The organism is Lentzea sp. NBRC 102530 (assembly GCF_030269365.1).
GTDB lineage: Bacteria > Actinomycetota > Actinomycetes > Mycobacteriales > Pseudonocardiaceae > Lentzea.
Map to the genome: position 1 here is coordinate 720,097 of NZ_BSTF01000003.1, position 19,206 is coordinate 739,302.

The 19,206-nt window shown below is 69.9% G+C and carries 20 protein-coding genes and 1 pseudogene; 9 read left to right on the forward strand and 12 right to left on the reverse strand.

Going from position 1 to position 19,206, the window contains the following annotated elements; translation table 11 throughout:
• Positions 1 to 15: 15 nt before the first annotated feature.
• The 3 genes from QSK25_RS11185 to QSK25_RS11195 are packed head-to-tail and all read right to left on the reverse strand — an operon-like array spanning position 16 to position 1,966.
• Positions 16 to 432 (reverse strand): thioredoxin family protein, encoded by a 417-nt coding sequence (locus QSK25_RS11185; RefSeq protein WP_285637489.1) that lies wholly within the window; start codon positions 430 to 432, stop codon positions 16 to 18.
• A complete protein-coding gene (locus tag QSK25_RS11190) occupies positions 429 to 1,247 on the reverse strand; it encodes an LmeA family phospholipid-binding protein (RefSeq protein ID WP_285637491.1) in 819 nt (272 codons plus the stop codon). The genes QSK25_RS11185 and QSK25_RS11190 overlap by 4 nt, the downstream gene beginning before the upstream one ends.
• The gene (locus QSK25_RS11195; protein WP_285637493.1) at positions 1,244 to 1,966 is read right to left on the reverse strand and encodes an alpha/beta hydrolase family protein; all 723 of its coding nucleotides are present in this window, start codon (positions 1,964 to 1,966) and stop codon (positions 1,244 to 1,246) included. The genes QSK25_RS11190 and QSK25_RS11195 overlap by 4 nt, the downstream gene beginning before the upstream one ends.
• Positions 1,967 to 2,141: 175 nt before the next feature.
• On the opposite strand from QSK25_RS11195, the gene QSK25_RS11200 reads away from it, so the two are divergent.
• The 7 genes from QSK25_RS11200 to QSK25_RS11230 all read left to right on the forward strand — a co-directional run bounded on the left by QSK25_RS11200 (position 2,142) and on the right by QSK25_RS11230 (position 9,081).
• Entirely contained in the window at positions 2,142 to 2,900 is a 759-nt protein-coding gene (locus tag QSK25_RS11200) for a response regulator transcription factor (protein WP_285637495.1), read from the forward strand.
• 10 nt (positions 2,901 to 2,910) lie between these two features.
• The gene (mshD, locus tag QSK25_RS11205; protein WP_285637497.1) at positions 2,911 to 3,786 is read left to right on the forward strand and encodes a mycothiol synthase; all 876 of its coding nucleotides are present in this window, start codon (positions 2,911 to 2,913) and stop codon (positions 3,784 to 3,786) included.
• A 197-nt stretch (positions 3,787 to 3,983) separates the two neighbouring features.
• Positions 3,984 to 5,096, forward strand: coding sequence for a phosphate ABC transporter substrate-binding protein PstS (gene pstS, locus QSK25_RS11210; protein WP_285637500.1), 1,113 nt, complete (start codon positions 3,984 to 3,986; stop codon positions 5,094 to 5,096).
• A gap of 33 nt (positions 5,097 to 5,129) precedes the next feature.
• Positions 5,130 to 6,194, forward strand: a complete 1,065-nt coding sequence (gene pstC / locus QSK25_RS11215) for a phosphate ABC transporter permease subunit PstC (protein ID WP_285637502.1) — start codon at positions 5,130 to 5,132, stop codon at positions 6,192 to 6,194.
• A complete protein-coding gene (gene pstA, locus QSK25_RS11220; RefSeq protein ID WP_285637504.1) occupies positions 6,191 to 7,105 on the forward strand; it encodes a phosphate ABC transporter permease PstA in 915 nt (304 codons plus the stop codon). The genes pstC and pstA overlap by 4 nt, the downstream gene beginning before the upstream one ends.
• 10 nt (positions 7,106 to 7,115) lie before the next feature.
• Complete coding sequence (pstB, locus tag QSK25_RS11225) at positions 7,116 to 7,892, forward strand: phosphate ABC transporter ATP-binding protein PstB (protein ID WP_285637506.1); 777 nt, start codon at positions 7,116 to 7,118, stop codon at positions 7,890 to 7,892.
• A 28-nt stretch (positions 7,893 to 7,920) separates the two neighbouring features.
• On the forward strand, positions 7,921 to 9,081 hold the full coding sequence (locus QSK25_RS11230; RefSeq protein WP_285637508.1) for a hypothetical protein: 1,161 nt from the start codon (positions 7,921 to 7,923) through the stop codon (positions 9,079 to 9,081).
• Positions 9,082 to 9,142: 61 nt separating this feature from the next.
• Here QSK25_RS11230 and phoU read toward each other — a convergent pair whose 3' ends face one another.
• The 6 genes from phoU to QSK25_RS11260 all read right to left on the reverse strand — a co-directional run bounded on the left by phoU (position 9,143) and on the right by QSK25_RS11260 (position 16,432).
• Positions 9,143 to 9,808 carry a phosphate signaling complex protein PhoU gene (gene phoU, locus QSK25_RS11235; protein ID WP_285637510.1) on the reverse strand — a complete coding sequence of 222 codons (666 nt, stop codon included), beginning with the start codon at positions 9,806 to 9,808 and terminating at the stop codon, positions 9,143 to 9,145.
• A 72-nt stretch (positions 9,809 to 9,880) separates the two neighbouring features.
• A complete protein-coding gene (locus QSK25_RS11240; protein WP_285637512.1) occupies positions 9,881 to 13,009 on the reverse strand; it encodes an LCP family protein in 3,129 nt (1,042 codons plus the stop codon).
• A 298-nt stretch (positions 13,010 to 13,307) separates the two neighbouring features.
• A complete protein-coding gene (locus QSK25_RS11245) occupies positions 13,308 to 14,153 on the reverse strand; it encodes a GGDEF domain-containing protein (RefSeq protein WP_285637514.1) in 846 nt (281 codons plus the stop codon).
• 141 nt (positions 14,154 to 14,294) lie between these two features.
• On the reverse strand, positions 14,295 to 14,747 hold the full coding sequence (locus QSK25_RS11250) for a hypothetical protein (RefSeq protein WP_285637516.1): 453 nt from the start codon (positions 14,745 to 14,747) through the stop codon (positions 14,295 to 14,297).
• Positions 14,740 to 15,924, reverse strand: coding sequence for a tRNA dihydrouridine synthase DusB (dusB, locus tag QSK25_RS11255; RefSeq protein WP_285637632.1), 1,185 nt, complete (start codon positions 15,922 to 15,924; stop codon positions 14,740 to 14,742). The genes QSK25_RS11250 and dusB overlap by 8 nt, the downstream gene beginning before the upstream one ends.
• Entirely contained in the window at positions 15,875 to 16,432 is a 558-nt protein-coding gene (locus tag QSK25_RS11260) for a macro domain-containing protein (protein ID WP_285637518.1), read from the reverse strand. Before QSK25_RS11260 ends, dusB begins: the two co-directional genes overlap by 50 nt.
• A 123-nt stretch (positions 16,433 to 16,555) precedes the next feature.
• Between QSK25_RS11260 and QSK25_RS11265 the strand changes: the two genes are divergently transcribed.
• Positions 16,556 to 17,236, forward strand: a complete 681-nt coding sequence (locus QSK25_RS11265; protein WP_285637521.1) for a DUF4241 domain-containing protein — start codon at positions 16,556 to 16,558, stop codon at positions 17,234 to 17,236.
• Here the strand turns inward: QSK25_RS11265 and QSK25_RS11270 are convergent.
• On the reverse strand, positions 17,233 to 17,781 hold the full coding sequence (locus QSK25_RS11270) for a superoxide dismutase (RefSeq protein WP_285637523.1): 549 nt from the start codon (positions 17,779 to 17,781) through the stop codon (positions 17,233 to 17,235). The genes QSK25_RS11265 and QSK25_RS11270 overlap by 4 nt on opposite strands.
• Positions 17,782 to 17,871: 90 nt before the next feature.
• On the opposite strand from QSK25_RS11270, the gene QSK25_RS11275 reads away from it, so the two are divergent.
• Positions 17,872 to 18,348 carry a DUF6328 family protein gene (locus tag QSK25_RS11275; RefSeq protein ID WP_285637526.1) on the forward strand — a complete coding sequence of 159 codons (477 nt, stop codon included), beginning with the start codon at positions 17,872 to 17,874 and terminating at the stop codon, positions 18,346 to 18,348.
• Here the strand turns inward: QSK25_RS11275 and QSK25_RS11280 are convergent.
• Together QSK25_RS11280 and QSK25_RS11285 are read right to left on the reverse strand one after the other, a co-directional pair.
• Complete coding sequence (locus tag QSK25_RS11280) at positions 18,313 to 18,999, reverse strand: hypothetical protein (RefSeq protein WP_285637528.1); 687 nt, start codon at positions 18,997 to 18,999, stop codon at positions 18,313 to 18,315. The two genes, QSK25_RS11275 and QSK25_RS11280, sit on opposite strands and share 36 nt — an antisense overlap.
• A gap of 103 nt (positions 19,000 to 19,102) precedes the next feature.
• A pseudogene (locus QSK25_RS11285) lies at positions 19,103 to 19,206 on the reverse strand (IS982 family transposase); the annotation flags it as partial.

The following is a 19,206-nucleotide window of genomic DNA, read 5'->3' on the forward strand; positions in this document are numbered from 1 at the left end:
GTTCACCCGACCGGATTAGGGCAAATGCGGGCGCAGCGCGGCGAGCAACGTGTCGCGTTTCGGCACGCCGCCGACCCGCAACACCTCGGTGCCGTCGGCCGTCAGGGCCAGCGTCGTGGGGGTGCGCATGACGCCCAGCGACGCGGCCACGTCCGGGAGGTTCGTGACGTCCAGTTCGGCGTGGGTGAGGCCGTCGGTGCGGTCGGCCAGGTCGCGCAGGACGACCTTCGCGTGCCGGCAGGGCGCGCAGAACGTCGTGGAGAGCTGGACCAGCGTCACCCCCGGCGCGACCAGCAGGTCGCGCACGGGAGCGGGCAGGTCGGGAACCGCGGAGGCCTTCGACGAGGAGATGCGGCCCTCGCGGACCTTGAGCAGCACACCGATCGCACCGGCCACGGCCAGCGCGCCCAGCAGCGCCCACACACCTGTCATCGCTGGACCAACGGTACATCCGCGATCTGGCCCGACAGCTTGAACGAACCGCTCTCCACCTCGACGGCGGTGGGCACGGCGCCGAACGGCAACGTGCCCGGGTCGATCTTGATCGCGAGCGCCTGGCGCAGCTGCGGGATGATCTGCTTCAACGACGCGTCGTTCAGCTCGATGTCGTCGATGTTGATCTGGATGGCACCGCTGACCAGCGCGATCTGCCCGTACGCGGTGAGCGTCACGACCTTGCCGGCCACGTTCGTCTCGCCGGAGAGCTTGATCGCGGCCGTGGTCTTGGGGGCCGCGGGGTCGGTCTGGGCGGGCGTGGCGACGCGGTTGTCCGGCTCGATCGAGAGCTTGTCGAACGGCGTCACCTGGTTCGCGAGCCGGTTCAGGTCCAGCGCCTTGATCCGCACGCTGCCCTTCACGGTGTCGATCGTCGCCTTGGAGACGTTGCCCGCCAGCAGGTCCGCGAGTTCCACGCGGGTGTGCAGCAGGTCGGCCTCGACGTCCAGGTCGCGCAGGTCGACGCCCTGCTGCTCGTCCTTGACGGGCACGCCGGACGCGCGGATCTCGACGTGCTGGTAGTCGCCGCGCAACGCCTGCAGCGCGAACGGGAACCCGTTGATGCGCACCGACGGGTCCTCGCTGAGCTGGAGCTTCTCCCGCATCCGCTGCGCGATCTGGTACTCGCCCGCCGCGGCGAGCGCGAAGTCGGCCGCCACGAGCAGCACGCCGAGCACGATCACGGTGACGATGAGGAACTTCCCGCGCCGGGACTTCTTCTTTCGCGGCCGTGCAGGGGTCTGGGCAGTCATTCCTCGTCCTCGACGTTAACGGCGATCCATGCCGCCATCCGGTCTACCAGGTCTGGAGTCGCGGCCGATTCGGCGTGCCGCATGCCGGGTTCGATCCACAACTCGGCATGTCCGGAGGACGCGCGGTGCAGCGACCTGGCGTGCTCCACGGAGAAATAGTGGTCCAGGTCACCGTGCACGATCAGCAGTGGGGTCGGTGTGATGCGCCCGACCACCTCCAGCGGACTCTCCGGCGCCTGTACCCAGCTCTCGCCCAGCCGAACCCCGAGCGCCCGCGCGGCGAGCTTGCCGTGGGGTTGTTCGAGCAGCCAGTGCACCCGCCGCATGGGAGCGGTCTCGCGCGACCACCAGCGGGCCGGGCCGCTCACCGACACGACCGCGTCCGGCCTCGTCTCCCCCAGCGCCGCGTGCCGCAGGACGATCGACGCGCCCATCGAGAACCCGATCGTGGCGATCTTCGAGTAGCCCAGCGACCGGGCCAGCCGCACGCCCGCCTCGATGTCGTGGACCTCGTCGGCGCCGACCGTGGAGCGTCCGCCGGACCGTCCGTGGCCGCGGAAGTCGAACGCGACGACGCCGGCGTTGCGAGCCAGTCGGGCCAGCACACGGGCCACGTACGGGCGCCGCACGTTGTTCGTGAACCCGTGCCCCACAACGAAAGCGAGGTCGCTTTCGCTCTTGTGGTGGACGCCGTGCAGCAGCACCCCGTCGTGTGACATCGATGTAACAGGCATGACGCCTGTGGAAACAAATGTGAGCACGGCTTCTTGACCTGGGACTTTCTCGACCGGCACCGGTAGTCTCTCCGTCATCCGCAGGCAACGGGGCCCGGTCACCGTACGCCGCTGGTCTGGTCGTGGGTGACCGACCACGGCCGATTTGGAGGGCGCCGCGATGAGCATCGACGTGCTTCTGCTGACGACAGACCCGGACCCGGAGGCCGTGCTTCCCGCGCTGGCCCTGCTGCCGCACGCGGTACGCCCGCTGCGTCCCGAGGTCTCCGCGCTCCTCGAAGCCGGACCCCACGACATCGTGTTGATCGACGCCCGCACCGACCTCGTCGGCGCGCGCTCGCTGTGCCGCCTGCTCGACTCGTCCGGCGTGGACGTGCCCGTCGTGGCCGTCGTCACCGAGGGCGGTCTGGTCGCGGTCAACTCCGACTGGTCGGTCGACGAGATCCTGCTGCCGAACTCCGGCCCCGCCGAGGTCGACGCCCGCCTGCGGCTGGTCCGCTCGCGCCGCGGCACGGCGGCCCCCGGCGGCGACGGCGCGTTGCAGCTCGGCGACCTGGTCATCGACGAGGCCACCTACACCGCGCGCCTCAAGGGCCGCCCGCTCGACCTCACCTACAAGGAGTTCGAGCTCCTCAAGTACCTCGCGCAGCACGCGGGCCGGGTGTTCACCCGCGCGCAGCTGCTGCAGGAGGTCTGGGGCTACGACTTCTTCGGTGGCACCCGCACGGTCGACGTCCACGTGCGACGGCTGCGCGCGAAGCTCGGCCCCGAGCACGAGGCGCTCATCGGCACGGTCCGCAACGTGGGCTACAAGTTCGTCCGCCCGCCGCGTCCCGGCTCGTCGCGCCGTCCCGAGGTCAGCGAGGTGGAGATCGACGACTCCGCCCGCGTCCTGGATGAGCGTTTGATCGCGCGGTAGGTTCGCCTGTGTGGCGCAACTGAGCTGGTTCGAGGAGCTGTCGGCCGAGCAGGCCGCCGAGGTGACGGGGCTGTTGCAGGCCGCCGAGAGCACCGACGGCGTGCCGCCGGTCGGCGAGGCCGTGCGGCTGCGGATGCGTCCCGGTGCGACGGGCAGCCGGCACCTCCTCGCGCACGTGGACGGGGAACTCGCCGGGTACGCGCACGTCGACCTGGTCGGCGACTCGGCGGGCAACAAGGTCGCCGAACTGGCCGTGCACCCGAAGCACCGCCATCAGGGCGTGGGCGCGGCGCTGGTCGACGCGCTGCCGCGGGAGACGCTGCGGATCTGGGCGCACGGCGGGCACCCCGACGCCGAGAAGCTCGCCCAGAAGCTGGGCTTCCGCAAGGTGCGCGAACTGCTGCGGATGCGGTTGCGCGTCGAGAACGACCTGCCGGAGCCCGTGCTGCCCGAGGGCATCACCATCCGCCCGTTCGTGCCGGGGCAGGACGAGGCCGCGGTCGTCTACGTGAACCACCGCGCGTTCGACTGGCACCCCGAACAGGGCGCGATGTCGGTCGAGGACGTCCAGGCCAAGGAAGAAGAGGACTGGTTCGACGCCGGGGGCTTCCTGCTCGCGGTCGACGCCGACGACCGGCTGGCCGGCTTCCACTGGACCAAGGTGCACACGCCGAAGCTCGGCGAGGTCTACGTCGTGGGCGTCGACCCGGACCGGCAGGGCGGCGGCCTCGGCAGGGCACTGACCCTCGCGGGCCTGCGGCACCTGCGCGAACAGGGCGTCAAGGAAGTGATGCTCTACGTCGAGTCCGACAACACCGCCGCGGTGCGCGTCTACACGAAGCTCGGCTTCACCCTTTGGGATGCCGACGTCCAGTACGCCCGGTAGTCAACGGACCGTCACAAAACGCATACGCCCAGGTCACGCAGTCACTCATTCGGCCGTGTGACCCGTCACTTCCCGTCCTGTGTTCACCTTCCGTTCACCTTGTCTAGGTGGGTTGTCCACTCTGGCTACCTACCTTCCACAGCGAGCGGCGACGCCCGTCGCGACTCGCTAATGCTTCCGCAAGGTGGAGGACCAAGGTGAAGATCCAGCGGCACGGTGCCGTGCTCGGCCTCGTCGCGGCCAGCGCGCTGCTGCTCGGTGCATGTGGCAGTGACAACAACGCTCCGGCGGGTGGTGACAACGCCGCGTCGAACGCTGCCGCGGCGCCCGTCGAGTGCGGTGGCAAGACCAACCTCAACGCCGAGGGTTCCTCCGCGCAGAAGAACGCGGTCGACGCGTTCGTGCAGGCCTACCAGGCCGCCTGCCCCGGCGTGAACGTCGCGTACAACCCGTCCGGCTCCGGCGCGGGCGTGAAGAACTTCAACGCCGGCCAGGTCGACTTCGGTGGCTCGGACTCCGCGCTCAAGGAAGGCGCCGAGACCGAGGCCGCCGCCAAGCGCTGCCAGACGAACCCGGCCTGGAACCTGCCGCTGGTCTTCGGCCCCGTCGCCGTCGGCTACAAGGTCTCCGGTGTGGACAGCCTCGTGCTGGACGCCAAGACCACCGCCGCGATCTTCTCCGGCGCGGTCAAGAAGTGGAACGACCCGGCCATCAAGGCGCTGAACGGCTCCGCGACCCTGCCGGACAAGGACATCGCGGTCATCTACCGCTCGGACGAGTCGGGCACCACCGACAACTTCCAGAAGTACCTCAAGGTCGCCGGTGGCTGGACCAAGGGTGAGGGCAAGCAGTTCAAGGGCGGTGTCGGCGAGGGCAAGGAGAAGTCCGCCGGTGTCGCGCAGGCCGTCGGCTCCATCGACGGTGCCATCACCTACGTCGAGTGGTCGTTCGCGCAGGACAACAAGCTCTCGATCGCCAAGATCGACGCCGGTGCCGGCGCCGTCGAGCTGACCGCCGAGTCGGCCGGCAAGGCCATCGACGAGGCCAAGATCAAGGGCCAGGGCAACGACCTCGTCCTCGACCTCGACTCGATCTACGGCACCAAGGCCGCCGGTGCGTACCCGCTGCTGCTCGCGACCTACGAGATCGTGTGCTCTAAGGGCTACGACGCCGACACCGCTAAGGCCGTCAAGGCGTTCCTCACGGTCGCTGCCACCACCGGTCAGGCCCAGCTCGCCGAGGCCGGCTACGTGCCGCTGCCCAAGGCGTTCCAGGAGAAGATCCTGACCGCCGTGAAGGCGATCGCCTGAGGTTGATGCGAGACTTCGGCCAACGCTGACGCGATGAACGATCCCGTCGTGGCCAAGCGCCCCGCCGGTTCCGGTGACACCGGAACCGAGCGGGGCGTCGCGGCTGCTCACACCGCCTCGGAGGCTCCGATTCCCCCGACACCGGAAGCTTCAGCTACCACCAAGGCACCTCACGTCCGGCCCGGTGACCGCATCTTCCGCGGCCTGGCGACGGGATCCGGTGTCTTCATCGTCGTCCTCATCGGCGCGATCGGGCTGTTCCTGATCCTGCAGGCCATCCCGTCGCTCGGGCTGGACAACGTCAACTTCCTGACCAGCCGCGAGTGGAACACCACCGACCCCACCAACCTGCGGTTCGGCATCCTCGACCTGACGCTCGTCACGGTCGTCGTCGCGCTGCTCGCCCTGCTGATCGCCATGCCGATCGCGCTGGGCATCGCGTTGTTCCTCACGCAGTACGCGCCGCGCAACCTCGCCCGGCCGTTCGCGTACGTCGTCGACCTGCTCGCCGCGGTCCCCTCGATCGTCTTCGGCCTGTGGGGGCTGTTCGTGCTCGGCCCGGTGCTCTTCCCGTTCTCGGAGTGGCTGATCGAGAACCTCGGCTGGATCCCGCTGCTCGCCAAGGGCAACGTGAACGTCCAGCTGGGCGGCACCATCTTCACCGCGGGCATCGTCGTCGCGGTGATGATCCTGCCGATCATCACGGCCGTCAGCCGCGAGGTCTTCGAGCGCACGCCCACGATGCACATCGAGGGTGCGATCGCGCTCGGCGCGACCAAGTGGGAGGTCGTCCGCACGACCGTCCTGCCGTTCGGCAAGGCCGGTTACGTCAGCGCCTCGATGCTCGGCCTCGGCCGCGCGCTCGGTGAGACCATCGCGGTCGCGATCATCCTGAGCACGGCCACCAGCGCGTTCGGCTGGTCGCTGTTCGACGGTGGTTCGACGTTCGCCTCGAAGATCGCCCTGGCCGCACCCGAGTTCAACGACCCGCGCTCGGCAGGTGCCTACATCGCCGCCGGTCTGGTGCTGTTCGTGCTGACCTTCGTCGTGAACGCCATCGCGCGTTCGATCGTCGCCGGCCACAAGGAGTACGAGTGAGCACCAACCTCGCTGACCCCCAGCGCCTCGCGACGCCGCCGACGTTCCAGGCCGTCAGCGTCTCCCGCCGGATCAAGAACGGCATCGCCACCGGGCTCGTCTGGGGCGCGTTCCTGATCGCGGTCATCCCGCTGGTGTGGGTGCTCTACACCGTCATCCAGCGCGGCTTCCCGGTCATCCTCGACGGTGACTGGTGGCAGAAGTCGATGTCCGGTCTGCTGGCCCGCCAGCAGGGCGGCGGCGCGTACCACGCGATCTACGGAACGCTGGTCCAGGGCCTCGTCTGCGCCGTGATCTCGGTGCCGATCGGCATCATGATCGCCATCTACCTCGTCGAGTACGGCGGCCGCTCGAAGCTGGCGAAGGCCACGACGTTCATGGTCGACATCCTCACCGGTGTCCCGTCGATCGTCGCGGCGCTGTTCGTCTACACCGTGTGGATCACGTACTTCGGCCTCGGCCGCAGTGCGCTCGCCGTGTCGCTCGCCCTGGTGCTGCTGATGGTGCCGGTCATCGTGCGCACGACCGAGGAGATGCTCAAGATCGTCCCGGACGAGCTGCGCGAGGCCTCGTACGCGCTGGGCATCCCCAAGTGGAAGACGATCGTCAAGATCGTCATCCCGACCGCGCTCTCCGGCATCCTGACCGGCATCATGCTGGCCCTCGCCCGCGTCATGGGCGAGACCGCGCCGGTGCTGGTGCTCGCCGCGTACGCGCCGTTCATCAACTACAACCTCTTCGACGGCCCGATGGCCTCGCTGCCGTTGATGATGGTGAACGAGCGCAACAACCCGACGCAGGCGGGTTTCGAGCGCATCTGGGGCGCGGCGATCACCCTCGTCGTCCTCATCACCCTGTTCAACCTCCTGGCGACCGTGATCTCGCGGGCGCTGGCGCCGAAGACGAAGTGAGCGGGCGGACATGGCCAAGCGACTCGACATCAAGGACCTGAACCTCTTCTACGGCAAGTTCCACGCCGTGGAGAACGTCTCGCTCGCGGTGCCGCCGAAGAACGTCACGGCGTTCATCGGCCCCTCGGGTTGCGGCAAGTCGACCGTGCTGCGTTCGCTGAACCGCATGCACGAGGTCGCGCCCGGCGCCCGCGTCGAGGGCAAGGTGCTGCTGGACGGCGAGGACATCTATGCGTCCACTGTGGACCCGGTCGAGGTGCGCCGCACCATCGGCATGGTCTTCCAGCGCCCCAACCCGTTCCCCACGATGTCCATCCGCGACAACGTGGTGGCGGGTCTGCGCCTCGCGGGCGTGAAGGACAAGAAGAAGCTCGACGAGGTGGCGGAGCGCTCGTTGCGCGGCGCCAACCTCTGGAACGAGGTCAAGGACCGGCTGGACAAGCCGGGCGGCGGCCTCTCCGGTGGTCAGCAGCAGCGTCTGTGCATCGCGCGTGCCATCGCGGTGCAGCCGGACGTCCTGCTCATGGACGAGCCCTGCTCGGCCCTGGACCCGATCTCCACGCTGGCGATCGAGGACCTGATCACGGAGCTGAAGAAGGAGTACACGATCGTCATCGTGACCCACAACATGCAGCAGGCCGCGCGCGTCTCGGACCAGACCGCGTTCTTCAACCTGCTGGGTGTCGGTCAGCCCGGACAGCTGATCGAGGTGGACGACACGGAGAAGATCTTCTCCAACCCGAGCCAGAAGGCCACCGAGGACTACATCTCCGGCCGGTTCGGTTAAGCCTTCTGGTTGCACTAGATTGCTGCGGGTGAGCCCGCAGAGCAAGAGCCGTAAGAAGAAGCAAGGCAAGGCGCCCGGCCGCAGGCCCGAGCAGCAGTCCCCGTACGGGGCGCTCCTCGAGTCGGCGGCCGCTGTGCGTTCCGAGTCCTGGTTGCTCGCGGACGCCTGGGCGAGCGAGCTGTACGCCACCCTCTGGCTCGCGGGTGCGGGCCACGCGCCGATGGTCGAGGCGTTGCGGGCGATGGACGACCCGGCGGCGCTCACCGCACTGCGCGCGCTCGCCGGCGTCGGTTCCGCCGAGCACCGCGCCGAGGCGTTCGCCGCCGCGGAAACCGTTGCGGCCCGCGGAGTCGCCGAGCCGTCCTGGTACGTGCCGGGCGTCGTGCCGGACTTCCGCGACGCCTTCCTCGTCACGAACCTGCTGGGCGACGTGGAGGTCATCGCGATCACCCAGGAACGCGCGGGCGTCGGCGAGACCGTGCTGTTCATGCGCCAGCCGGTGCTCGGTGCCACCGCGATCGAACTCTTCTCCACGCCGGACGAGGGCACCGTCGCGTTGCTGGAGGACATGATCGCCTCCACGCCCGAGGCGTTCCGCGACGAGATCACGCCGCTCAGCGCGACCGACGTCTACGACCGCGTGTGGCCGGACATCGAGCAGTTCTGGGAGGACGGCCCGGACGAGGAGGCCGAGGAAGGCCTCATGGGCGACGAGGACGTGCGGCACCCCGTGCAGCTCATCGCCCTCGCCGACGCGCGGGTGAGCTCGCTGGTGCCCAGCGAGTACGCGATTCCCGTCATCGGTCCGGAGAGGACGGACGAGGTCGTCGAGGCGTTCCTGGCTTCACCGCATGGAATCGCGGACGTCGAGGCGGCGCGGGCGTTCGCGCGGGTCGTCGTTTCCGCTGCGGTGGACCAGAACCGCGACCCGGTCGTGTACGGACCGGCGTCGCTGACCGCCGTGCTGATCCTCAACGTGGCGGCGAAGCTGCACGTGTCCGAGGCCGATCTGGCGTTGCTGCCGGAGCTCGTGCGGGCGTGGGCCTACTTCACCGTGGACGCCAGGGACCTGCCGCGGGACGAGGCGCGGGCGGAGTGGGACGAGGAACTGCCCACCGTGCTCGCCGAGTTCTCCGAGGCCTACGCCGATCCGGAGCTGGTCGCCGAACGCGACGGGCAGTTCCGCTGAGCTGGAGATGACACCGGCCCCGCACCCGTGGAGGGTGCGGGGCCGGTGCCGTGAAGGGACCCTAGAGGTTGTCGTCGCCGCCGTAGCCGGGCATCCGGCCGGTGACGACGAACACCGTGCGCTTGGCGACCGACACGGCGTGGTCGCCGTAGCGCTCGTAGAAGCGGCCGAGCAGCGTCACGTCGACGGCCGCCGCGACACCGTGCTGCCACTCCTTGTCCATGATCACGGAGAACAGGTGGCGGTGGATGTCGTCCATCGCGTCGTCCTCGGCCTCGAGGCTGCGCGCGCGGTCGACGTCCTTGGCGCGGATGATCTCCGCGGCCTCGGTCGCGAGCTTGACCGCGATGCGGCCCATCTCCTCGAAGTACGGCTTCACGTCGTCGGGCAGCGCCGACGCCGGGTGACGGCGCCGCGCGGCCTTCGCCACGTGCAGGGCCAGGTCGCCCATCCGCTCGACGCTCTCCGCGGCGTGGATCACCGCGAGCACGGTGCGCAGGTCGGTCGCGACCGGTGCCTGGAGTGCGAGCAGTGCGTACGACTGCTCCTCGATGCTGGAGCGGACGTCGTCGACCTTCTGGTCGCCGCTGATCACCTGCTCCGCCAGGCCGAGATCGGCCTGCAGCAGTGCCGCAGTCGCGTTCTGCATCGCCTCGGCGACCATGCCGGTCATGTCGGCCAGTCGTTCGGCGAGCTCTTCTAGAGAGTCGTGGTAGGCCTCGCGCATGGCGCTCAGCCTACGTCCCGACCATCGCGGCAGCGACATGCCAGCATGAACCGCAGGTGAACCCCAGGCGAATCACTTCGCCGCGCAGGGGTCCTGGGCCGCGTTCACAATGGACAGATCGCTGCCCGCCTGACCTTGGCCTTGTCCCTGCTGGTTGCCCGGCTTGGGGGCCCCGATCCGCTCGTCGAAGTTGGCACCGATCACCAGCTGGACCGCGCCGCCCATCTCGGGCGCCTCGACCAGTTCCGCGATGGGCACGGCCGCCTTGAGCGTGGCCGCCTTGTTCTCGTTGCCCTTCGAGTACCTGATGATCGTCTTCGGCGCCTGCTCCGGTGCGTTGCCCTGGCGGACGACCTTGAAACCCTGCTGCTGCAGGGCGTTCGAGGTGCTGGCGGCCGCACCGCCGTTGCTCGAGTCGCCGTTGAGCACCTGGATGCTGACGTCCTTGGGATCGACCACGGTGCCGGGCTGCGCGGGAGCGTTGTTCTCGCCGGGCTTCGGTTCCGCGACCTTCTCCTGCGGCAGCGGCGTTCCGTCGATGATCGTCTGGAACAACGCCTTGATGTCGTCCATCTTGAGGCGCTCGATGTTGTCGTCGTTCGACTTCGTCGGGCCCTCGTCGGTCCAGTGCGGCATCGTCACGAACGACACGCGGCCCGCGTCGAGGCTCTGCAACGAGTTCGCGAGCTCCAGCAGCGAGGCGACGTCGATGTTGTCGCCGACCGTGGACTTCGTGAGCGCGTTGATGAAGTTGTTGAGCTTCGTCGGGCTGAGCAGCACCTCGTTCGACAGCGCCTGGCGCAGCATCGCCGACAGGAAACCCTGCTGCCGCTTGATCCGGTCGAAGTCCGTGCCGCTGTCACCCTTCGCCTGCACCTTGCGGGCCCGCACGTAGGACAACGCCTGGTCGCCCTTGAGCGTGTACTTGCCCGCCTTGTCCAGGACGACACCGAGTTCGTCGTCGATGATCGGCGTGGGCGAACAGATCTCCACGCCGCCGATCGCCGTCGACATCTCGCGGAAGCCCACGAAGTCGATGCTGACGAAGTGGTTGATCTTCAGGCCGGACAGCTGCGTCATCATGTTCGCGACGCACTCGGGACCACCGTCGTTGTAGACGGAGTTCGCCATGACGTCCTTCGCCGGCTCCAACGGGCCCGCGTACTGCCCGTTGTCCGGGTTCCACTGCCGGCACGCGGGCCGGTCGACCCGCACGTCACGCGGCAACGACACGATGACCATGCGCTTACGGTCCTTGGGGATGTGCGCGAGCATGATCACGTCAGACCGCGCGCCACCCTCCTGCGCCTGCGTGCCGACGTTGTCGCCCGCCTTCGCACCGGCCCGCGTGTCCGAGCCGACCAGCAGGAAGTTCTCGTCACCGAGCTGCTTCTCGGCCTGCTGCACGGCCTGCGAGTTGCCGCCGAGCGCGTCGATCCGCTGGATCTTGGAGTCGGCCCACTTCATCGCGGCCCAGCCCACGCCCGTCGACGCGAACACCACCGCGGCGGCGGCGATCGCGCCGATCCGCGCGGTGCGCATCATCTTGCGCTGCTGGGGCGTGCGACCGGTGGCCCGCGGCGCGCCCTCTTCCTCGCTGGCGGCGACCGGCTCGGCGAACTGGGTCGCCTCGTCGACCTCCAGCCCGTCTTCCTCTTCCTTGACCCACGGCATGAGCTTGGCGCGCCGTTCCTTGCGCTGGCGCTCCTGCTCGAGCAGTTCGTCGTGCACCGCGGAGAACCGCGCGAGGGTGTGGTCCACCTCGCGGCGCTTCTTCACGTCGTCGCCGATGGCCTCCATCTCGGTGGTGAGGCTCAGCGGGTCCATCTCTTCGCGCTTCTCGACCTTGGCCACACCGGCGGCCGAGGTGATCTGCGTGGCCTCGGGACCGGGCGCGTCGGCCTGCGGTTCGTCGGCGGGGTCGGCGCCACCGAGCCGGCCCGCGAGCGCACCACCGGGTGCCGGGCGAGGTCCACTCGACTCCGCCCGCGGGGGCATCGGCCGGGGACCGCTCGACTCCGCGCGCGACGGCATGGGCTGCCTGCCCGTCACGTCCCCGGTCGGGGGCAGGGGACGACGGCCGGTTTCCGGCCCCTCGCCGGGGCCGGGCGGACGCGGAATGCTGTTCGAGGACGGTGCGTCGCCCGGCAGGAGTCGGCGGGGTGCACCGGCTGCGGGGCCTTCCGGCGTCCCTCCCGGCGCAGGGGGACGCGGGAGGCCGCCCTGGGTGTTCTGCTCACCGGGCGCGGGCGGGCGCTTGAGGCCGTTGGGGCCCTGGGCGTCGCCGGGCGCGGGTGGGCGCGGGATGCCGTTCTGGGACGGCGCGTCGCCAGGAGCGAGCCGGCGCGGCGGAGGCCCGTCGGGCCGGCGCACGGTGCCGGTCTGCATGCCCGCCTCGGGCACGCCGTTCGGCGCGGGACGGCGCGGGACGCCGTTCGAGGACGGAGCGTCGCCGGGAGGCATCCGTCGCGGGTCGCCGGGAGCCGGCGGGCGGGAGATGCCGTTCTGCGACGGCGCGTCAGTGGGAGGCATCCGGCGAGGCGGAGCACCGTTCTGCGGCACACCGCCGTGGGGTGCCCCGTTCGGCGGCGCCCCGTTCGGGGGTACCGGGCGGCGCTGCATGCCCGTCCCGTCCGGTCGCGGCCGCGGGCCGGTCTGCTCACCGGGAACGCGATGAGCACTGCCTTGTTCCGGGTTCACGCGGTATGCGCCGCTTTGGTCCGGATTGACCCGATAGGCGCCGCTCTGCTCGGGGTTCGGTGCCGGGTTCTGCGCGGGCCTGGACCGCGGACCCGTCTGGTCGGGCCTCGGCCGGGGCTGCTGCGCACCGTTCGGCTGCGGCACACCGTTCGGCTCGGCGGGCGCATCCGCCCTGCGTCGCCTGCCGGTCTGCTCGCCGGTGAAGTTCTGCGGTCCCGGCTGTTCAGGACGCGGGCGCGTACCCGTCTGCTCACCTGGCCGGTGAGCCGCGGGTGGCTGCTGCCGCGGTGCCTGGGGCTGCTGGACCTGCGGTTGTGGTGCCTGTGGTGGTGGCGCCGGCGGTTCGGGCAGGGCGCGCCTGCCGGTCGTCGCGGGCGGTTCGGGCAGGGCACGCCTGCCTGTCGTGGGTTCGGGCGAGCCTGGCGGGACGGGTCGGGGGATGTTCGTCCTGCTGTGCTGCTCGATGAGGTCCGAGACGCTCAGGCCCCCAGAGCCATCCATCGAGCGACGTCTACGGCCGGTCGGCTGGTCGTGCTGGGGATCCTGATCACCGCGGGAAGAGGGGCCGCCACGTCGGGGGTCGTCGGGCACCCAATCTCCCTTCTGGGTCAGAAGCAAAAGCGGTTCGTCATTACGAAGTGACGACGACCGGGACACAAGGGTTGCATCACCGGCGTGTCAGTTGCGCCCGCGATACTACGGATGTAGCCGAGTTCTGACGACCACTCCGGGTGATACGACTGCGATCTGTACGCGATTACGCGCAGTCCGCTTGCCCTGAACGGGTGAGCCAGGTCACTCAGTAGTAACCGAGAACACGTGTTTCAGCGATCGCGCGCCTGCCAGAAGCGGCACCCGCGAGGCGAACCCGTCCGTCGGCACGGTACGCCACCGCGTTGCGTCCCGACTGCTTGGCCGTGTACAGGAGGCTGTCGGCGCGCAGCAGCTGTTGCTCGGCGCTGACGGCCGGCCGCTTCGGCGCCTCGTGCGCGGGCGGTTCGTAGGCGAGGCCCGCGCTGACGGTCACGCGCAACCCCGGTGCGATCTCCTGCCACGGGTGACGCTCGACACGTTCTCGGGCGGCCTCGACGACCTCCACGGAGCTGAACGCGTCCACGCGGGGCAGCACGAGCACGAACTCCTCGCCGCCGTAGCGCGCGCAGAAGGCGTCCTCCGGCAGGCCCTGTTGCAGCAGCTCCACCACGCGTTGCAGCACCCGGTCGCCCAGGAGGTGGCCGAAGGTGTCGTTGACCTGCTTGAACCAGTCGAGGTCGATCAGTGCGATGGCGAGCCCGTGCCGGCACGCTCCGTGCTCGGCCAGCAGGTCCATCAGCCGTTGGTCGAGGTAACGGCGGTTGTAGGAGTCGGTGAGGCTGTCGCGCAGGCTCTGCTCGCGTGCCTCGGCGTGCTCCCGGCGCAGCAGTTCGACCTCGCGGCGCAGCTGTTCCGGAACGTGCGGCTCCTCGGCCTGGTCCGCGTGGACGAGGTCGAGCGCGGAACGCAGGTGCTGGTACGCCTGGCGCCACTGACCGCGGGAGGCGAGCAACGTCGCGATGGACTCGTGCACGCCCACCAGGCCGGGACCCTGCTCGTCGACGCTGACGTCGGGCTGGGTCGCGGTGGTTTCTGGCTGAAGCGCGGTCATCGCGGTCACCTCCTTACCTGCCAGGTGTCGTCTCCTGAGAGGCGACGCTTGAGCTAGAAGGACGCGTGGGGGCCTGATTTCCCCCGTCCGGTTGACCGTCAGCTGCTCCGATCCAGTGAGCTTGGAAGATCAACAACCCGTTCAGCCACCGAGGCAGGGCGCGAACCCGTACACCTCTTCGTCGAGCAGGACCACGTGCATCGATCCGATCTGGCTGCCGATGGTCTGGTCCTCGCGGCGCAGCGTGATCGTGACGGCGACGACGTAGACGTCTCCGCGCGGATGGGCCTTCTCGCCGGGGGGTGCCCAGTCGGCGTCGGCACGAAGCGTCGTCCACGTCGGGTCGACCTCGATCGTGGCGCCGCGCAGGTCGCAGGTCTTCTTCCGGAAGTCCGGGTGCTGAGTCTGCTTGAGCAGGTCCGCCTGGTTGGACGCGCTCTCCTGGCCGGCCTTGTTGAGGCGCGCGTAGTAGTCCTTGAACTTGGCGCGGTGGTCATCGGTGAGCTGGACCGGCCGGGCCGTGCCCGCGATGGGACCACCGCAGCCCGTGAGGAGCACGAGCGCGGTCAGCAGGACCGCGATCCGCTCAGCCACCGGAGTGCATCACGTCCGCGCCGGACGGCACCGTGGCGTCCTCGGGGTCGTCCAGCCAGCCCTCCGGCAGCACGACCTTCGCCGACGACCCCTGTCTGCCGCGCGGCCCCTCGGCGTTCGCGGGGAACGGCACGTCCCCGTCGAGCGTGCCGATGAGGTCGTCCAGCTCCTGCAGGCTCGACACCATCGCGAACGCCCGCCGCGTGTCGCCGCCGACCGGGAACCCGTGCCAGTACCAGGCCATGTGCTTGCGCAGGTCGCGCAGGCCCTTGTGCTCGCCGTCGTGCGCCGCGAGCAACCGCGCGTGCGTCCTGAGCACCTCGGCGACCTCGCCGAGCGTCGGCCCCTCGGGGACGGGTTCGCCCCGGAACGCCGCCTGGAGGTCCCGGAAGAGCCACGGTCGGCCGAGGCAGCCGCGTCCGACGACCACGCCGTCGCACCCGGTCTCCGCGACCATGTCGAGCGCGTCCTGGGCGCTGAAGATGTCGCCGTTGCCCAGCACCGGAACGGTCGTGACGGCTTCCTTGAGGCGGGCGATGGCCGTCCAGTCGGCCTTGCCGGAGTACCGCTGCGACGCCGTGCGGGCGTGCAGGGCGACGGCCTGCGCGCCCTCGTCCGCGGCGATGCGGCCGGCGTCGAGGTACGTCAGGTGCTCGTCGTCGATGCCGATGCGGAACTTGACGGTGACCGGCATGTCGCCGGCGTTGCGCACCGCGGACCGCACGATCTGCCGGAACAGCTCCCGCTTGTACGGCAGCGCCGCCCCGCCGCCCTTGCGGGTGACCTTGGGGACGGGACAGCCGAAGTTCATGTCCATGTGGTCGGCGAGGTTCTCGTCCACGATCATCTTCGTGGCCTCGCCGACGTTCTTCGGGTCCACGCCGTAGAGCTGCATCGACCGCGGGCTCTCGCCCTCGTCGAACGTGATCATGTGCATGGTCATGGGATCGCGCTCGACCAGGGCACGCGCAGTGATCATCTCGCAGACGTAGAGCCCGGCCCCGTACTGACGGCACAGCTGCCGGAACGCCACGTTCGTGATGCCCGCCATCGGGGCCAGCACGACGGGCGGGTCGACGGCGAACGGGCCGATCTTCAGCGTGGAGGGAACGGACACGCCCTTCAGGTTACGGCACTGACCTGCCGTGATCTTCACCGAGAGTGACCGCGGAGGCATCGCCGCTGCGAGCTTGCTCACACGCCTCGGTCAGGGCGTCGAAGGTCTCCTGGTCGAACGCCACGAGCCGGATCTCGTCGACCACCGGCAGCGAGCGGACCGCCGACACCGCGATCCGCGCGGCCCGGCCGGTGGGGAAGCCGTAGACCCCGGTCGCGATGGCCGGGAAGGCGATGCTCGCCGCCCCCAGCTCCTCGGCCAGGCGGAGCGACTCGGCGTAGCAACTCCGCAGCACCTCGTCCTCGCCCTGCTCGCCGCCCTCCCACACCGGCCCGACCGTGTGGATCACGTGCCTGACCGGCGCGAGGCCGAACGCGGGCGTCGCCACCGCCCGGCCCGGCGGGCACGGGGCCAGCCGCGCCCCGGCCTCCGCGAGCAGCGGCCCCGCCGCGCGGTGGACCGCCCCGTCCACCCCGCCACCCCCGAGCAACGACTCGTTCGCCGCCGTGACGATGATGTCGACTTGCTGTCGAGTGATGTCGCCGAGCACCGCCGCGATCGTCCCCATGCTGACCAGCGTGGCAGCGGATTCGTTGCGGCAACTGGGGTCTTCACTCACGGCGAACACCCCCGGTGCCCCGATCGGGTGTCGGGGGCGTCTGCCAACATGCCTGTGGAGGTGGCCTAGCTCATGGGGGCGGTTGCACTGATCAGGTCCGGGTTCGAGCGGTTGTTCGTGGACGGGCCGGTGGGCTCGTCGACCGGCGGTGGCGAACAGCAGGTCATCACCGTCGAGCAGGTGGGCGAACTGGCCCTGCCGACGGGCAGGCTCGTCGCGGCTGACCCGTTCGTCGTGTGGCCGGAAGACGCCGAGCCGTTCACCGACGAGGTCGAACCCGGCAACTACCCGGTGTCGGTCTCGCTGGTCTCGTACGTCGACGGCGACGGAGTTCCCGACGAGCGGCAGGGGTACCGCGTCGCGGCCGCCAGGGTGGTGATCCGCGACGAGCCCGCGTACTCGTGGCGGCCCGCCGTGACGGCCGGCGAGCACGTGCCGATGCTGCCGGTGATGCCCGAGTTCGGCTACGACGTGAAGTCGAGCACCGGTGCGTTCTTCGACGTCGTCACCGCCACGGCCCTCGACCGGCTGGTGAGCGACGACGAACTGGGCAACTGCGACCTGATCGACGCCCTGGGCGCGGTCGGCGGCGGCCGCGGCCCCGCCAACGTGACCGACGCCCGGTCGGGGCTGAACGTCGTGGCGTTCTCGACCGGGTGGGGCGACGGCGTCTACCCGACGTGGGTCGGCCGCAACACCGCGGGCGACCCCGTCGCGTTCGTGACCGACTTCTTCGTCGTCAACAAGGTCTAGAAGCCGACGTTCGCGCACCCGAGTCGTGGCCCGGCGGTGCCTGCCTCGCCGGGCTTGGTGTGCGTGTGTTCGTCGTGCAGCACCACGGACCGCGCGTGGCGTTCGGTGAACTGCCAGTCCACAGTGGAGGAACTCTGCGCGAAACCGTGGGCGTCGGTGTGCACGTCGAGCCAGATCTCGTTGCGGGAGTTGGCGTACGCCGGGTCGACGGACGGCTGGACCGGGTCCTCGACGTGCTGGAAGTGCGGCCCGGAGTCGGCCGGGTTCGCGCCGCACGCCTTGACGTGGACGTGCGCGCCGTACGCCCGGTTCGGCAGCAAACCGTTGAGCACCAGCATGACCGTCGTCCCACCGCTGATCGTCGGCACCCCGACGACGGTGATCCGCGCACCGACCGGCACCTTCGCCGGGTCGTGCGTGACGGCCCCCGCCGCGGCGCTGTAGGTCGCGAACTTCGCGGATGTGTGGGCGACGGGCGCGGGTTCGGCGTGCGCGGTGCCGGAGACCACGAGGCCGGCGGCGACCACGACTGCAAGCGTCTTCATGGATCTCTTGCTTAGTGGCACCGGGTCCGTCCCGCCATTTCGGTACTCGTACGGGTGTTTCACCGGTCCGGGGCTGGGTACGCGGGGAAGGTGAGCGAACCCGAGGAGTCCGATCAGCGCAGACTCGCCAGAAACCTCAACGAGCTGCTGCAGGAGCTCCGCGTGGCGCAGGCCGGTGTGCAGATCCTGTTCGGCTTTCTGCTCTCGATCGCCTTCACCGACAAGTACGCCGCCGTCGGGTCGTACGTCCGGGTGACGCACCTGGTCACGGTGCTGTTCGCGGCGGTGGCCGTGGCGTTCCTGACCGCGCCCGCCGCGTGGCACCGGGTCCTGTTCCGCCAGGGCCGCCGCGAGGACGTGGTCCGCTCCGGCAACACGTTCACGCTGGTCGGCCTGGCCTTCCTGGCGCTGGCGATGACCGGCACGGTGCTCCTGCTGGCCGAGGTCGTGCTCGGCGGGTGGCCCGCGGTGCTGGTCGGCGTGCTGGCGTTCGTCGTGTTCGCGGGCCTGTGGTTCGTCGTCCCGTTCGCGTCATCCCAGCGTGCTGAGCACCGCCAGCGCTCCTAACCCGATCGCCACCGGCACGGCCGTGAGCACGTTCTTCTTCGTCGGCCTCGGCTGTTCCTTGATCACCTGAACCCCCAGCGGCACCAGGGCGACGCACAACCCGGTCGTGCCGACGATCGACAGCACCTCGGTGCCCTTGAGCACGCCGAGCGGCAACAGTCCCGTGGTCGCCAGGGCCACCGACCGGACCCTGCCCAGCCCGCCCCGGTGGGCGGCGAACGCCAGCACGCACCAGCCGAACATGATCGTGAACGCCAGGAAGCTGAACAGGTGCAGGTCGCCGTACCCCCGCGCCACCAGTTCCGTCGCCTCCTCGACGCCCAGGTGCTTCGTGGCGCTGAACGCCGCGTGGTCGACCCCGGCGTGGAACGTCCGCGCGAACAGGCCGACCGTCACCAGCACCCCGCCCCACGCCGCCCACCTCGTCGCCCCGAGTCGCTGCGCGAGGTGCGCCACCGCCGCCCACATCACGACGTGACCGGCCAGGAACGCGGTGTAGGCCGCCTGCATCAGCGCGGGATTCTCAGCCACCGCTCTCAACTGGTCGGGGAAGAAGAAGTGGAAGGGCGACCGCAACAGCGTGCCCACCAGCAACAGCACCGGCCCGGCGATGAGCGCCGCACCGCCTACCCACCCGTTGGGAAACCTCATGGGGTGCGACGCTGCCAGCGTCGTCCGGCTCGCGGATCGGCCCGAGGTCCGACCTCCGCCTCGGACTCGGGTCCGAGCCCCTAGACGAGTAAGTCCTAACTGATCAGTGGTCGTAGGCGATCAGTGATCGGGTGATGGGCTGGCCGGTGGCGCGGTTGTGCCAGATGGCTGCGGTTAGGGCGAGCAGGCGTTGGGCGATGCGGGCGG